This is a genomic window from Vibrio sp. Vb1755 (assembly GCF_033338635.1).
Taxonomy (GTDB): Bacteria; Pseudomonadota; Gammaproteobacteria; order Enterobacterales; family Vibrionaceae; genus Vibrio; species Vibrio alginolyticus.
This window is the reverse complement of record NZ_JAWOTA010000021.1, coordinates 1-16,180: the sequence shown is the minus strand read 5'-3', so window position 1 is coordinate 16,180 and position 16,180 is coordinate 1. Positions and strand designations below refer to the sequence as shown.

The following is a 16,180-nucleotide window of genomic DNA, read 5'->3' as shown; positions in this document are numbered from 1 at the left end:
TACATCATGTACTGATAAAATGTAACCACATTTAACCTCGCTACTGTATAAAATAATAGTTAGTGGCGAGACTTTCACTATAAGCAAGGAGTTCTTATATGAACAAAACGTTGATCGCAGCTGCAGCAACTTCAGTACTTCTACTAGCCGGTTGTGCTTCTTCTGATGACGCAGCTACAGCAAATGCAGCAAAATTAGACGAACTAAGCAACCAAGTTAGCCAACTAAGCCAAGACGTACAAGCTCTTCAATCTGACGTTCAAAAATCAGGCGCAGCAGCAATGGCTGCTCAAGAAGAAGCTGAGCGTGCTAACGAGCGTATCGATAACATCGCTCAGTCTTACACTAAGTAAGATTTGATACCGCGTCTTAACGCCCGTTAAGGCGCGGTTATTTCGATAGGAACCCCATTCTGTGCAGCGATTGCTGCTTTAGCCTTCACGTTTTTCATACCGAATTCATCCAACCACCACTTTAACTCTTTCGGCACTTTCAGTTCATCTTTCTCGCCATTACTACGAGTCAAAGGCTCATGTGCTTCTAAGAACACACTTCTGTCAGGCTCAAGTGTCATTTTGATAGGCTGGTTAATGATGTTAACGTCTTCACCGTTACGAACCTTGTCAAATAACCACTCAATGTCACTTGGGTCCATACGAATACAACCCGCGCTGACTCGCATACCAATCCCAAAGTCCTTGTTGGTACCATGAATTAGGTATTCGCCATTCCCGTAAGCTAAACGCAATGCAAACATACCAAGTGGATTATCAGGCCCCGCAGGAACAACGGCTGGTAGGTCAATGCCCTTTGCTTTGTACTCGGCACGAATAGAGGCTGGAGGAGTCCATGTAGGGTTCGGTCGTTTTTGGCTGATACGCGTTGTCATTACTGGGGTATCGCGCCCTATTCGGCCAATTCCGACAGGAAATACATGGACAATACCCTCTCCTTTCGGAAAGTAATATAAGCGCAGCTCGGCTAGATTAATAACGATACCTTTATAAGGTACGTCTGGGAGGATTAGTTGTGTCGGAATAGTAAGAACATGCCCCTCTTCTGGTAAGAAGGGATCCACGCCTTTGTTTGCGGCCATTAAACCTAGCATACCCACATCGTAGAGCTTAGCGATATTTGCCATGGTTTCGCCTTCTTGCACGACGTGGTTTTCAAGGCGACCAATTAAACGGCTTCCATCCTCTGGTAATTCGTACATCTTAGCGAATGATAGACCACTCACTAAAGATAACGACACAGATAGCAGGGTACGTTTTGCGAAACTCATTGATCGCTTTTTGCTAAGCATTTCACTCTATTCCTTGGCACTTTTAAAGAGCTGTAAGGTTATCTCTCTTTCTGTCTTGTGATCAACCATCGGCTTGTGATATTCCAGTAAAGAAAAGCCCTCCCAAGTCCAAGGTTTATGGATGTATTTGTTCGGTACACTTTTGATTTCTGGTACCCAGTGGCGCACAAATTCACCATTAGCATCGAACTTTTCGCCTTGGCTTATCGGGTTGAAAATACGAAAGTATGGCTGCCCGTCACAGCCCGTAGAAGCAGACCATTGCCAGCCACCATTGTTCGCTGCAAAATCGCCGTCCACCAGCTTACTCATGAAGTACGCTTCTCCCCATCGCCAATCAATATGTAAGTCCTTGGTAAGAAAGCTCGCGACAATCATACGTAATCGATTGTGCATCCAACCTGTTTGATTGAGCTGACGCATTGCTGCATCAACGACTGGGTATCCTGTTGTTCCTGTCTTCCATCGCTCAAAGGCTTTCTCATCATAGGACCACTGGATTTTATCCTCCCAATCGATAAATCCTTTGCCTTTGACGAGTTTTGGTTCGAAAACCAATAGGTGCTGATAAAACTCACGCCAAATGATCTCACTTAACCAAGTTGCTTTCCCTTCTGTAAGGTCATTTTGTTGATTTTCAGCATACAAACGAGCAATACACTGCCTTGGTGATAGCGCGCCAATCGCAAGGTATGGAGACAGTTGGCTAGTGCCATCAATAGCTGGAAAGTCTCGCTCGCTTTGATACGCGTCACTGCGCTCCCGTGCAAATTCCCTAAGCTGCTTCAAAATATCATTAGTCGAAGCCAGCCAGTCTTCACTGGATTCTCGAGGATAGCTAAATGTGAAGCTTGAATTAAATCGAGCCGACTCTAATTGTTCGAGTACCTTTTTATTGAGTGGCGCTTGCTCGTGAGGTTTTACTACCGTCGGCATATGGAACTGCGTTAACCAAGCACGCTTGAATGGCGTAAATACCTTAAAATATTCGCCTTGCTTATTAAGAACCGTCGTTGGCGCGTGCACACATTTGTCATGAAACAGTTCAAATTCGATATCGTGAGAAGCTAACGCTTCACTTACTTGTGTATCCAGCTCTCGTTCGTTCACCTCATAATGAATGTTTGCCATAACAGACGTGGCTTCAAGTGTTTCCGCCCACCCACTAATCACATCTGTACAATCGGAAAACGACGGCACCTCTTTGTACAAAAAAGGAATATTAAGGCTTTCAAGCTCCTCGTTAAGACAAGCTAAGCGACGAGCAATGAGGTCTGCCTGCATCGGCGCCATGTGATGCTCCCGCCACTGCTCTGGCGTCGCGATAAAGCAAGCGACAACAGGCTGACCTGAATCCAACGCCGCTTTGAGTGCCGTGTGGTCTAACGCACGTAAGTCACGTCGAAACCATACTAAAACCATGGTAGCTCCTATCTTTTGTCTACTAAGTTAGGTGTAATTTCTCTATCACTTCAGAGCACCCCATCCGATCACCTAACTGTGCGTGAAGCATTTTGATGGACGCTACTTGTTTAGCAGCTAGCGCTTTGTTGGAGAAAAGGTAGATAAACGAACCATTTTCAACGACCTCGTGATCTAGTAGACCAGAAACATCATCAACCTTATCGATCAAAGTCGTGTGATACCCTTGTTCGCAAAGCTTCGCTGCTTGAATCCAACTCTCAGACTCTCTGTTTTGTTCAAAGCTAATGAGCAGACACTTTCCTTTGGAAGCGGCTTTGTTTTCAGAATCGATTACAAGGACAAGTCGAGTGATCAAACAAGTCTGAAATAACCCTACTTGTAAAGATCGCAGCGATCCTTTCACCATGTCTAGCGCATCAAATACTGGGCTAATAAACTGATCAATAACGAGTTTTAGTGGATACTCTTTAAGAACAGAGGCAAGTAAACTCTCTGCTTTTCCTCGATTCAGGGTAGACAGCGCAAGCAGCATGTTTTCAACTTCTTCGAGTGTGCGAACCTCGTTTTTGACTTCGACATCGGCGCTTTTTCCTAGCAGCCCCTTCACTTTACCAATCGAAATCCCCTTCGCGAGCCAGCTCTGGACTTCGCGAATCGTATCGAGATCTTGCTGGCGATAAAGTCTGTGTCCTTTTTCAGTTCGCTGAGGTTGGATCAAGTTGTATCTTCGTTGCCAAGCTCTCAGCGTAACTGGTTTTACACCCGTGATTTCTGCGACATCTCGGATCGCGTATAGTTTTTCTTCTGAACTACAAACCATAGCGTAATCTCATCTCCTGCGGATACGGTTCTAAAAACTTCTGTTTTGCTAAATATTCGTCTGGGTAAGTATTTAAGTAATGCTTAATCAATGTAAGTGGTGCTAGCAGAGGCAGCATTCCGATACGGTAGTCGTGAATCACTGTCGCTAACTCTTCTTTTTCTTCTTTAGTTAGTGAGCGTTTGAAGTACCCTTGTAAATGCATCAACACATTTGTGTTATTTTTGCGGCTAGCCCGATTCGTTAACGCCTTCATCAGTCCTAAACGATACTCTTGGTAAAAGTCTTCAATTTCATAATTAGCGACATCAGCGACTAAGCGGCCAAGGGAGCGGTATGACTCTGGGTGGTGTGCCATTAACGTCAGTTTGTAGCGCGAATGAAAGTCGATGATTTTGCCACGAGTAGGCTCACCATCCATCGAGTCGTAAAAGTCATTTAGACAAAATACTCGAGTAATAAAATTTTCTTTCAATACAGGGTCGTTAAGTCTGCCATCCTCTTCAACAGGCAACCAAGGCATTTTTTGCATCAATGTTTGTGTATACAAGCCAACACCTTCTTTCGCAGCACTGTTCTTGCTGTAAACCTTGACTCGCTCCATGCCACAAGTTGGTGACTTAGCACAAACGATGTAACCACAAAGCTGCTCGCTTTGAAGTTCATCTACTTTATTGGCCGAGTAAGTGAGCATATTGTCGGTATGATCATTTTCTGGATTTTTGGTTTCAACCAATGCAACACGCTCTTCATTAGAAACAAGACGAATGGTTGGACGGGGTACTGGCATACCTACGCCGACTTCAGGGCATACCGAAATAAAGTCAAAATACGGGCTAAGCTCTTTAGTCACAAAGTTGCTCACCTTATGACCAGAGTCAAAACGCACTCGTTCACCCAAAACACACGAACTGATACCTACTTTGATCGAAGATTCCATGATGACGCATCCCTATACAAAAAGTTTTGTTGTATAACTTATAGCAAGCCTTTCCAGATTGTACAAGAAAATAAGTTGTACAATTTAATCGTTTTACTTCACTCGAAAGTATTTCGATCAACCAGCTGTCAGAAAAAAGTTTGGCCCAAAAACAAAGAATTTGTGCGCGCAATCGACAAACTGCTCAAAAGCAAATCGATTGCTCTTTTGATTTCAACAGATTTGGTTATCAATAGGAGTTGCAGTTTCTAAATGCGTGGTTTTTGTGACTAAGCTCTCAAGGGGCCACTGTACGTCCCGTTATTATTGCCTCAACGAAAACGAACAAGTTCAACAGAATTGGTAATAGCGTTCTATAATAGAGGCGTTTTATCAAAACAAAACTTTGGAGAGCACTTATGGCAACCCCACACATTAACGCACAACCAGGTGATTTCGCTGAAACAGTTCTAATGCCAGGCGACCCGTTGCGCGCTAAATACATCGCTGAAACGTTCCTAGAAGATGTGAAACAAGTTTGTGACGTTCGCAACATGTTCGGCTTTACTGGCACTTACAAAGGCAAAAAAGTTTCTGTAATGGGCCACGGCATGGGTATCCCGTCTTGCTGTATCTACGTACACGAGCTAATCGCTGAATACGGCGTGAAAAACGTTATCCGTGTGGGTAGCTGTGGTGCAGTACGTGACGACGTGAAACTAATGGACGTTGTTATCGGTATGGGTGCTTCTACAGACTCTAAAGTTAACCGTATCCGTTTCAACAACCACGATTTCGCAGCAATCGCTGATTACGGTCTTCTAGAAGAAGCAGTTAACCAAGCGCGCGCTCAGGAAGTGCCTGTAAAAGTAGGTAACGTATTCTCTGCAGACCTGTTCTACACACCAGAAGCAGACATCTTCGAGAAGATGGAAAAACTAGGCATCCTAGGTGTAGACATGGAAGCGGCTGGTATCTACGGCGTAGCAGCTGACCTAGGCGCGAAAGCACTGACTATCCTGACAGTTTCTGACCACATCATCCGTGGTGAAAAACTAAGCTCAGAAGAGCGTCAGAAGTCGTTCAACGACATGATGAAAGTTGCACTAGAAACTGCAATCAACATCTAAGAACAAATAGTAAGTAATAATTTGCAGCCAGAGTTATGCTGGCTGCCCGAATTATCCCGAGGGGGCGATTGTGTCTAACGGCGAACTGCCAAAAGACGCAGATGGGTTACAACTCAACTTTTGTAAAACATTGGCGTGTGACAACTTTGGATTGAGTGATGCAAAGCGTTACGTTCTGCAACATGCGAACCCTAAGCGTCCGGCGATGGTATGCCGTGAATGTGGAGCTTTCCCCCCCTTACTTAATAATCGCGATGTCGTGAACGAACTTCATCGCCTGCGGCACGTCCACAGTGACGGGTTGCCTGCTTGCCGTAATGATGATTGCGACAACTTTGGACTTTCTGTCCACACTCACAAACACCTCTATCACGCTTTCGGTTACAGTGGCGATCGCCAACGTTACCGCTGTAAAGTGTGTCAAAGTACCTTTGTCGACAAGTGGTCTGGTGCCAACAAGAAGCTTCAATTTCAAGAGAACTTGATGGGTTTATTGTTTACGGGATATTCCGTACGAGAAATCTGCCGCAAGCTTAGTATTAACCCAAAAACCTTTTACGATCATGTTGACCATATAGCTAGCCGCTGCCGCCGCAAGCTGGCAACCATTGATGCGCGCTGGGTAAACCACGCAACGCATTATGAATTGGCCTCAAACTATATTGCATTGCAACCGAACAGCAATAATGGTGTGTATTGGATTGTTTCTGGCGAAGCGCATTCTGGCTATATTCTTTGCCAGCACGTCAATTATTCCGCTGATGAAGAGCCAATCGCAACTCTCGATCATAATCCTTACGATGAGGTGTCTCGTTTTGTTTCCCAGGAGTACGTAGCGGAAGCAAGTGAGCCGCTTGCGGAACCTTCTCATCACCTCAGAGAGCGAATTGACCAAAAATACCAAACAATTTTGGCTCGCGGTAACGTAGAAGACCCTCTTGGTAATCTATCTGTATTTCATTACCCTTCAAAAGGGGCATTAGTCCGTCCGCCATACACCTCGTATGCACACTATTTGCACGTACTTGATATGTGCTGCCCAAACAAACGTGTATCTCTATACATGCCTCAAGATCCCCTACTACGTTCAGCTGCATTGAGCGTTTGTTTACCTCGTATTAAAGAGAAAAGTGTCGACTTGATGTATGTAGAAGAGGACGCTAGTTGGGACATGAGCACTCCCTTTGGCAAAGTCGATATCGCCTATATGAGTTGGTGGCGCGATCGTTGGGCAATCTCTAGTCAAAACGAAAACCACAAAGGCATTTGCTACCTCGCTGGCGATCAAAATGAGCCTGAAAAATGGTTTAACGTTGCGACAACTCGTCATGTGAAGTTTTATCAAAACCGCTTTCAGATTCTTTTCGAAAGCTTCATTAACGAGCCACGTCGCAAATTACGACCTGCTGGTATTTTACCTCTTTTAGATATATTCAGAGCTTGGCATAATTTGTGCTATCAGGATAAACAAGGTCTTACCGCTGCACAAAGGTTGGAAGTCTCTGATGCACCTTTGACAATCAAACAGCTCCTATCGTAGCTATTCTATTGGTAATTTAGATGTAGTAATTAGGGGTTGTAACGGTATACATTACGGCCCCTGATCGTTTACCAAAACGTTATCCGCATCGCTTTGGTAAAGAAACATGCATCTAACCACTTAATATTAGGTGTGATTTCCAGTTCGATAGTCATGGATGTGAACGTTGGATAAAAACCAAATTCAGCTAGAAGATGATCTCACTAAGCTTAAAGGCCAAATAAAATCGGCCCCTAAACATACCTTTAATATTGCGCAGCAATATCGTATCCGCGCGGAACAAATTTTATTTGTGGACGGAGAGATCAAAGCCTTACTCATCATGGCGCAATGCTGTTGGTGCCTAATGGATTACCGACAAGGCTTAAAACTCGTCAAAGACGCTTACAGCAAACAAACACAGCTTGAAACCGACGATCATCTCCCGGAAATTCTCCATCTTTTTGCACTCCAATATTGGGGCCAAGCAAAGTATTATTCCGCGCAACAATATTGGATTAATGCGCTCGAACAATCTGCTCTTGTTGATGATGTTGAAATTCAAATCGAATCTCTAATTGGGCTTGGTAATGTATGGCGCATCACTAATGAACACCAACTTGCCGCTTCAACTCATGAGTTAGCCGTTAAAGTGGCAAACAATGTTCGTATTGCTTGGTTAGAAGGCAAAGCGCGCATCCTATTAGCTTGGGACTATTACTTACTAAATAAGTTTGTCGAGATGCTTACGGTACTGGATGGAGCAACCGAAGTATTAAAAGATCATGATGACAGTACGTGGCAAGCCGAGATCTGGGACTTTAAAGGGTTAGCACTGCTTGGACTAGAACGCCTTGATGCGGCCGAAGAAGCCACCCAAAAAGCCCACCAGCTCGCCATTGAGCATGACCTCGTTTGGATGAAAGCACACTCTTTTATTAGCCGAGCAAGACTTGAGCTTTTGCGCCAAAATACAGACAGCGCTGCCAAGTTGCTACTTGCAGCAGAAGAGTCTGCACTCAGTTTCGACCACGGTGAGCTACTCAGCCAAATTTGCTTCCAACAATCACGAGTCGCTGAAGAACAAGGTGACTTTGAGTCTGCGTTTAACGCGTTCAAGAAATACCGTAAGCACGCACTCAAAATGCTCAAAGAACAAACTCATCGAATCAGCATGGATAAAGCAAGAGGCTCTAAACGCCAACTAGAGCAGCGAGCACGTAAGCTGATCAATCATATTCGCTCTCAACACGAATACGACCCTGAAAAACAGTTCTCTAATGTCGTTTCTGAGACCTACTGGTGGGAACAGTTAGTTTTGTTTAAAACGGAGCTCAAACGCTCTAACCACGCCATCATTATGATTCAGCATTCAAACCCCGAAGTTCTCGATGTTTGTACCGAGCTCGTTCATGCATTGACAACCTCCAGCGACCTCATCTCGAGAATTTCCAGTAACAGGCTAGCAATGTTAATTGCAGAAAAAGGTCAAGCAGCAGAAGAGGTCTACCGCACTGTCCAAGCGATGTTAGACATCTATCCATGGAAGCGACGCGGAATCAAAGGCCCGAAACCGATACTGTATTTGCAAGATATCCTGACCTTCCCATTCACGTTAGAACAGCTCGAAGAAAGTTATATTGAGGTAATGAAGAATGGAACAACTGCTTAGCAAGGTGACTGACGCAGGTATCGATCCTTCTTCCGTTTCAGGTGAAGAAGCGATTACGCTATGGGAACACATAGGGTTACATATTGCGTCAACAAACCGAGAGAAAGCGCATTGCTATATCATTAGCGCCGAGTATCGAAGAGAGATCAAACAGCTCAACGACAGCATTAGTGAATTGAAACAAGCCCTTGAGTTACTTGTTTTACCAGAAGATGTGGAAGATATTCTTTCTGTGAAAGCAAGCTTGAGTGAGCGTTTAGTTGAAGTAGGTGACTACAATGCGGCATTAACCGAGTATGTTGCTTCAACCAATATCGCCGTCGAGTACGGCTATATTGATGAGTACGTATTGGCCATTATTGGAATGGGTAATTTGTGCGATGCCTATGGGGATCACCAACGTGCATTACGTTATTATCAAAAAATAGATGCTATCGATCACGCTATTGGCAGTCGATCCCTACGCCTTCGTTACAAGCTGTACATGCTTGCCTGTTATATCAGCTTGAACCGTACCGCAGACGCCAAAGAGCTATTGAGTGAATGTGAAGAACTGAGCATTCTCGTCAGTGATAAAAACCTCGCCGCACAAATTCACCTCTACCGAGCCAAATTACATCGTCTGCAAGAAGACTACCCCAATGCGTTGCTGGCTATTTCGAATGTTCAGTATACAACGGGTAGTGCCACGACATACTGGTTATCCACGATGGTCAAAATTGAGACTGCGTATTGTCTAAACGGTGTAGGGCACACTTCTTTAGCTAATTTAACGTTGGACTCCATCAGTAAAAGGATTCAAAAGCAGCTATCTCCTATCGTTACTCAGCATTTTTATAACGCGATGAGTCAAGTTTACGCCTCTCAAGGATTGTATCAAGAAGCATTAAATTGTGAAAAAAAAGCGCATAGAATCGAATCTGATCTTGTAAAACATATTCCGATCGGTGAGTTAGGATCTGCTCAACTACGCCGACTTTCACGCTTTGAGTTACAACTCAAACTCATTTTGTCAGAGCTAGAAAACAAAGAACTAAAAGAAACCACCAAGCAGCATAAAAATACTGTTGCTCAGCTACAGCAGGACGTCTTTACCGATCCACTTACGTCTTTACACAACCGACGCTGGTTAGAAGTTAAACTAAAAGATCTGCTGCTGCACGACACGCCATTTGCACTTATGGTGATCGACATTGACCACTTCAAATCCATCAATGACGAACTAAGCCACTTGGTTGGCGACAAAGCGATCAAAAGTGTGTCACAGGAACTGGCGTCCTACTTCAAATTTAAAAGCGCATCATGCGTTCGATTTGGTGGTGAAGAGTTCCTCGTGATCCTTGAGAATACCCAACTGGAACGAGCAGAAATGCATGCCGAGAATTATCGTGAACGGATTTATCAATATGGTTGGGACGATATTCTTGGTGAACGGGGGCTGACCGTATCCATAGGGATTACCTTGCATCGAGAAGGCGAGAATACTCAGCGAACTTTTTATCGTGCAGACAAAGCTCTTTATCGCGCCAAAGCCAATGGCAGAAACCAAGTCTGTACCGAACTTTAAACCATGCCCCGGTTGACACCTGGGGCTTTAGTATACTTTTTATTTATCCTTCCTATATCACTTCACTGCTTGTTTAAATAAGTACTCAGCAACACCTTAACTGCCAATAAACATCAGTGGATACTTACATCGCATAAACATAATTCCTACATAAAAACCGCTTGATTCATCTGTAGTTAAGACAAATACTTAAATTGTTAATTTACGTAGATTTTCCATTTCGCAATACGCACAGGTAGGTAAGATGTTTCTAGACTATTTTGCACTTGGGTTACTCATCTTCGTTGCTTTAGTGATCTTTTACGGAATCATTGTCATCCATGATATTCCATATGAAATCGCCAAAGAGAGAGAGCACCCGCACCAAGACGCAATTCACTACGCTGGCTGGGTCAGCCTTTTCACTTTGCATGCGCTGTGGCCATTTTTATGGATCTGGGCAACATTATGGCGCAAGGAACGCGGCTGGGGTTTTAAACAACTAGAACAAGAAACACACGACATTCATCACCGCCTTGAAGAACTCATCGATGAAGTCAACGAACTCAAAAACGAAGTATCGATGTTGAAACAACAAAAGATTCAGCAAAAGCCTTTGCCTGAACAAAGTAAAGAGGACGAATAATGGACTTATTGCTGATTCTGACTTACGCCGCTCTTTGTATTGCCATTTTTAAAATTTTCAATATTCCTCTAAACAAATGGACCGTTCCAACCGCCGTACTTGGCGGCGTAGTGTTAGTGGGCACACTCGTGCTGCTTATGAACTACAACCACCCATTTACTCAATTGGGTAACCAAGTGTTCCCGACTACGCCTATCGTCTCTGGCGTGCGTGGCCGCGTGGTGGAAGTGCCAGTCCAGGCCAACCAACCGCTCAAAACGGGCGATATTCTTTTCAAAATCGATCCTGTGCCTTTTGAAGCAGAAGTTGCTCGCCTTGAAGCGAAAGTCAAAGAAGCAAGCCAAGGTGCCTTGGGTTTAGAGTCTGATCTAAGAGAAGCAGAAGCTGCTGTATTGAAAGCGCAAGCGGACAGAGATAAAGCACAAAGGGAATTTAGCCGATATCAAAGGGGCTTTGATCGTGGCGCGTTTACTGAACAAGATTTGGATACTCGACGCCAAGCGTATAAAGCGGCAGAAGCCATGTTAGACGTTGCGATTTTGCAACAAGAACAAGCGCAAATCGCTCTGGACTCTGAAATCGGAGGCGAAAATACCCAAGTCGCGCAACTTCTTGCCGAGCTGCGTAAAGCAGAGTTTAACTTAGAGCAAACCGTCGTTCGTGCGCCAACCGATGGTTACGTTACGCAATTGGCTTTGCGTCCTGGTGTTATGGCTGTGCCGTTGCCACTTGCCCCGGCAATGACCTTCGTACATACCGAAGACATTACGTACACCGCGGCATTCAGACAGAACTCATTACAACGCTTGAAGCCAGGCTTTGAAGCAGAATTTATGTTCCGCGCAATTCCGGGCAAAGTGTTCCGTGGCGAAGTCATTGACGTGATTCCGGCCATTGGTGAAAGCCAAATTCAAGCGCGAGGCGCTCTGCTTGGGACTGATGCCTTGCGCACGAGCGGACGTGTTTTTGCGAAGCTGAAAATTACCGACGACTTGAGTGGATACCACCTACCAATGGGTACTGCGGTTGAAGTTGCAGTTTATTCAGACAGCTTTACTCACGTATCAGTGATGCGCAAAGTGCTTATTCGTATGAAGAGCTGGCAGAACTATTTATACCTCGACCATTAATGAACATATAGCGCATTCATTTATTGGTAAAAATAACATCAAACCGTGTAATCAGGGGCTGACGATCAGCTCCTGATTCATTCTAGCCATCCAGATAGATAGCATTCCCACTTTTATTAATATTCTGTATAATGCGCGCCTTATTTTTAATGCTTGCTAAAACCAAAGCCAGTCAAAGGGATGCGTGAATCAAATCACACATTTCCTGAAGAAAAATAGAGCAAACAATAAGCAGCTTGGTTGTTTTGAATATATGTTACACAATCAAATAACTAACGCTTTCCAACAATATAAATGAACGTTCTTTAAAATCGACTATTGAACTGAGGTTATCTATGAATCTTTCCGCTAAAACTGTTGTGGTTATTGCAATCGGTGCTGCTCTTTACGGTATCGGCGGCTTACCTATGTTTGGCATCCCTGTGTTTGCAAACACAACGCTAAAACCAGCAATGGCAGTATTAGCATTGTTCTCAGTACTATTTGGACCACTTGTTGGCTTCTTGGTTGGTTTTATTGGTCACTGGGTTACTGACCTATTTGCAGGTTGGGGCGTATGGCTCACTTGGGTACTTGGTTCAGGTATTGTTGGTTTGATTATCGGTCTATTCCCTTCTCTAACGCGCTACCGTTTGGAGAAAGGTGATTTCAATATGAAAGACTTCGCGTTATTCGTAGTACTTGCGCTATTAGGCAACGTATTTGGTTACGGTTGCTCTGCATTCCTCGACACGATTTTATACGCAGAACCGTTCACTAAAGTGTTTACCCAGCTTTCTATTATCGCGATCGGTAACACCATTCTTATTGCTATTGTTGGCTTCTTCATTCTTAAGTCTGTCGCTAAACGTAACAAGCAAAGCCGTAACTTAACAGAGGCTTAATGTCGAATGACAATCGAATTTTCTAACTTCTCTTTTAGATATGAGTCGCTGGACAAACCGACGCTAAAAAATATCAATCTAAGGATAGAGAAAGGAGAGAAAATCGTCATTATCGGTCCAAGTGGTAGTGGTAAATCTACTCTTGGGCAATGTCTTAACGGACTGATCCCACACGCAATCAAAGGGGAAACCAGTGGAACATTGACCATCAATGGTCAAGACACCGCCCCTTTCGACATGCACCAATACACTGAGCAAGTTGGCACCGTACTCCAAGATACGGACAGCCAATTTGTCGGTTTGAGCATTGGCGAAGACATTGCATTTGCGCTGGAAAACCAGCTAACTTCAAATATCGACATGTACCCATTGGTCAAAGCCACGGCCAAAATGGTCGACTTGGAACAGATGCTAGAACGCTCACCCCACGATTTATCTGGCGGGCAGAAACAGCGTGTTTCTTTGGCGGGCATTCTCGTCGATGACGTCGATATCCTTTTGTTTGATGAACCACTAGCTGCGCTTGACCCTAAAACGGGTAAAAAAACCATCGAGATCATCGATGATCTACACCGCGAAACGGACAAAACCATAGTAATCATTGAGCATCGTCTTGAAGACGTTCTGCATTGCTCAGTTGACCGTATTATCTTGATGGAAAGCGGCGAAATCATTACCGATACAACGCCAGATGAAATTTTAGCGTCGCCTCTACTAGAAGATTACGGCATCCGCGAACCGCTTTATATTTCAGCACTGAAAGAAGCAGGCTGCGCGATTGAGGGCGATGCAAAACCTTCTAGCTTAACTACCTTACCGTTGGAGCAATATAAACCAGCGGTACAAGCATGGTTTGATGGTTCAACAGCACAACCACCTAAAACGCCAGCCGAGACTTTGCTTGAAGTCCGTGGCCTCACCTATTCTTACGACGGTGAGAAAAACGCGTTAGAAGACGTGAGTTTTGACATCAAGTGTGGCGAGTTTGTCTCTGTACTTGGCAAAAATGGCTCGGGTAAATCGACCATCACCAAACTGATTATGGGCGTTATTGAAGCGGATAGCGGCTCAATGAGCATGAATGGTCAAGATCTTAACGAACTGACCATCTTCGAGCGTAGCCAGAAAGTGGGTGTGGTGATGCAAAACCCGAATCACATGATTTCCCATCACATGATTTTCGACGAAGTGGCCTTCGGCCTCCGTAATCGTGGCGTTGAAGAGAAACAAATCGACGCTAAAGTACTTGAAGTCCTAGAGCTGTGCGGTTTGAGCAAATACCGTCACTGGCCAATCGAAGCATTGAGCTACGGCCAGAAAAAGCGCGTAACCATTGCGTCAATTTTGGTATTGGAACCAGAGCTTCTGATCCTTGATGAACCGACGGCAGGTCAGGACTATCGAAACTACACGTCTATGCTGAGTTTCATCGAAAAGCTCAATCGCGAGTTGGGCGTAACCGTGATGATCATCTCTCATGACATGCATTTAGTGCTGGAATACACCACGCGCTCTATCGTGATTGCAGACAGTAAATTAGTCGCGGATGCACCAATGACGCAGGTATTCAGCAGTCCAGAGCTACTAGACCAAGCAAACCTCACTACCACAAGTCTGTTTGAGTTGGCTACGAAAGTTGGCATCGAAGACACCAATGGCTTTATGCAGCACTTTATCAATGTAGAAAAAGCGCACCGCCAACAAAAAAGCGACGACGTAAACCAACTAGAGAAAGCGGTGGCATGAAAGACAATAAGATGAAGTTTGGTATCAACTACATCGATACCCAATCGCCACTTCATAAGTTGAATGGCATTACTAAGTTCTTGCTTTTCATTGCTTGGGTAACGGTGGTGTTGACCACATTTGACTTGCGAATCATCGCGCTGTTGATCGTGCTTGGTTTAGGCTTACTGAAAATGACCAAAGTGCCCTTTCATGTCTACAAACCGCTGTTATTCGGTACAGGCACGGTATTACTGATCAATGCCCTGTTTATGTTCGCGTTAGCACCGCAACAAGGTACTGAATTCATGGGCTCATCAACGGTTTTACTCTCGTTACCCGGTAATTACTCGCTCACTCAAGAGACGTTGTTTTACCTAGTAACAGTGACGTTGAAATACTTCAGCATGTTTCCAATCGCGTTGGTGTTTGTATTTACCACTCACCCGACGGAGTTTTCAGCCAGCTTGAACCGCTTGGGTGTACCTTACAAAATCGCCTATGCCGTAAGCTTAACGCTGCGCTACTTGCCGGAAGTGAAAAAGGACTTTGTTAACATCATGCACGCGCAACAAGCACGCGGAGTAGAACTGAACAAGAAGGCTCCGTTGTTCACTCGTATGAAGAACGTCGCGAAGATTCTTGGTCCTCTGATTTTCTCTAGTTTGGACAGAGCCGATCAAATCTCAAACGCGATGACGCTACGTGGTTTTGGCCGTCACACCTCTCGCACTTGGTACAGCTTAAAACCACTAACCAAAGCCGATATGATCTGCATGACGGGGATTGCGGTGATAGTGATTGCGGCGATCAGCAAGCGTGTTATCGACACACAACTGTTCTGGTATCCGTTCTAAATTCTTAAGCTTCAAACAGAAGATAACGTGCTTAGTATTGCGAACACGTTATCTTCCCGCTTTCCCCTCGATAACTCGCCTGCTGGCTTCTTGCTTGCAAGTATTCAAAAGAAGCGGTGATTTCAGCGGCTCACTGATGTGCCAGAAAGTTGCTTATTCAAACGACCAACATGAACTAAACTCATCAGTTTTATCAGGGGCTTAATGATCAACTGCGCACTGCCTACAATGAAAAGCCAAGTACCACTTTCAATCAACGAATCATTCAAAAAGAAAAAGCTACCAATTAAAAACCAAATAGCAATGAGTAGGTCGTTTGCAGCACCTAACGCCTCATAGCGGCGCTGAATAACGATGTGACGGCTTCCTAGATCTAAATCCAACTCTCTGCCATGTATCTGCACTGTATAGCTCCCCTCTTATTGTTTCGCGTCAGTTATGCCCAAGTTATTTCGAAATACTTAGTTCTAAACCCTAACGGACGTAGCATGCATTGACAACCATTAGGGGGATTATCTATTTGCAGTAAATTACCACCTTCTAAAGAAGGTGGCTTTGTGTGAGCCCCCTAAAAGGGGGCCTTTGTTTAGTCCAGCGCCAA

At 44.5% G+C, this 16,180-nt stretch carries 15 protein-coding genes; 10 read left to right on the top strand and 5 right to left on the bottom strand.

All coding sequences use genetic code 11. The features are described 5' to 3' along the window. Positions 1-98 precede the first annotated feature (98 nt). Positions 99-353 carry an Lpp/OprI family alanine-zipper lipoprotein gene (locus R7E00_RS16845; RefSeq protein WP_005375145.1) on the top strand — a complete coding sequence of 85 codons (255 nt, stop codon included), beginning with the start codon at positions 99-101 and terminating at the stop codon, positions 351-353. A 26-nt stretch (positions 354-379) separates the two neighbouring features. Here R7E00_RS16845 and R7E00_RS16840 read toward each other — a convergent pair whose 3' ends face one another. From R7E00_RS16840 to R7E00_RS16825, 4 genes are read right to left on the bottom strand one after another with little or no spacing between them, the layout of a single operon-like run. Further along, positions 380-1,306 (bottom strand): L,D-transpeptidase family protein, encoded by a 927-nt coding sequence (locus R7E00_RS16840; protein WP_182016706.1) that lies wholly within the window; start codon positions 1,304-1,306, stop codon positions 380-382. Positions 1,307-1,312: 6 nt separating this feature from the next. Further along, positions 1,313-2,728, bottom strand: coding sequence for a deoxyribodipyrimidine photo-lyase (phrB, locus tag R7E00_RS16835; RefSeq protein ID WP_054574922.1), 1,416 nt, complete (start codon positions 2,726-2,728; stop codon positions 1,313-1,315). 22 nt (positions 2,729-2,750) lie between these two features. Further along, complete coding sequence (locus R7E00_RS16830) at positions 2,751-3,551, bottom strand: MerR family transcriptional regulator (protein ID WP_065275469.1); 801 nt, start codon at positions 3,549-3,551, stop codon at positions 2,751-2,753. Further along, positions 3,541-4,491: a YbgA family protein gene (locus tag R7E00_RS16825; RefSeq protein ID WP_017635475.1), complete on the bottom strand. Its 951-nt coding sequence runs from the start codon at positions 4,489-4,491 to the stop codon at positions 3,541-3,543. Before R7E00_RS16825 ends, R7E00_RS16830 begins: the two co-directional genes overlap by 11 nt. Positions 4,492-4,889: 398 nt before the next feature. Between R7E00_RS16825 and deoD the strand changes: the two genes are divergently transcribed. The 9 genes from deoD to R7E00_RS16780 all read left to right on the top strand — a co-directional run bounded on the left by deoD (position 4,890) and on the right by R7E00_RS16780 (position 15,579). After that, complete coding sequence (deoD, locus tag R7E00_RS16820; protein WP_005375140.1) at positions 4,890-5,600, top strand: purine-nucleoside phosphorylase; 711 nt, start codon at positions 4,890-4,892, stop codon at positions 5,598-5,600. A gap of 70 nt (positions 5,601-5,670) precedes the next feature. Next, a complete protein-coding gene (locus R7E00_RS16815) occupies positions 5,671-7,140 on the top strand; it encodes a hypothetical protein (RefSeq protein WP_005383936.1) in 1,470 nt (489 codons plus the stop codon). A gap of 166 nt (positions 7,141-7,306) precedes the next feature. Further along, complete coding sequence (locus tag R7E00_RS16810) at positions 7,307-8,791, top strand: hypothetical protein (RefSeq protein WP_005375137.1); 1,485 nt, start codon at positions 7,307-7,309, stop codon at positions 8,789-8,791. Beyond that, the gene (locus R7E00_RS16805; protein WP_005383939.1) at positions 8,775-10,358 is read left to right on the top strand and encodes a GGDEF domain-containing protein; all 1,584 of its coding nucleotides are present in this window, start codon (positions 8,775-8,777) and stop codon (positions 10,356-10,358) included. Before R7E00_RS16810 ends, R7E00_RS16805 begins: the two co-directional genes overlap by 17 nt. A 244-nt stretch (positions 10,359-10,602) precedes the next feature. Further along, positions 10,603-10,983, top strand: a complete 381-nt coding sequence (locus tag R7E00_RS16800; protein ID WP_005375135.1) for a DUF3302 domain-containing protein — start codon at positions 10,603-10,605, stop codon at positions 10,981-10,983. Then, on the top strand, positions 10,983-12,113 hold the full coding sequence (locus R7E00_RS16795) for an HlyD family secretion protein (protein ID WP_005375134.1): 1,131 nt from the start codon (positions 10,983-10,985) through the stop codon (positions 12,111-12,113). The genes R7E00_RS16800 and R7E00_RS16795 overlap by 1 nt, the downstream gene beginning before the upstream one ends. A gap of 335 nt (positions 12,114-12,448) precedes the next feature. After that, entirely contained in the window at positions 12,449-12,997 is a 549-nt protein-coding gene (locus tag R7E00_RS16790) for an ECF-type riboflavin transporter substrate-binding protein (RefSeq protein WP_005375133.1), read from the top strand. 6 nt (positions 12,998-13,003) lie between these two features. Beyond that, positions 13,004-14,743 (top strand): ABC transporter ATP-binding protein, encoded by a 1,740-nt coding sequence (locus tag R7E00_RS16785; RefSeq protein ID WP_258481577.1) that lies wholly within the window; start codon positions 13,004-13,006, stop codon positions 14,741-14,743. Further along, complete coding sequence (locus R7E00_RS16780) at positions 14,740-15,579, top strand: energy-coupling factor transporter transmembrane component T family protein (RefSeq protein WP_258481578.1); 840 nt, start codon at positions 14,740-14,742, stop codon at positions 15,577-15,579. The genes R7E00_RS16785 and R7E00_RS16780 overlap by 4 nt, the downstream gene beginning before the upstream one ends. Before the next feature lie 122 nt (positions 15,580-15,701). Here the strand turns inward: R7E00_RS16780 and R7E00_RS16775 are convergent, their stop codons facing one another. Continuing rightward, entirely contained in the window at positions 15,702-15,983 is a 282-nt protein-coding gene (locus tag R7E00_RS16775) for a YrhK family protein (RefSeq protein ID WP_005375130.1), read from the bottom strand. Positions 15,984-16,180: the final 197 nt, after the last annotated feature.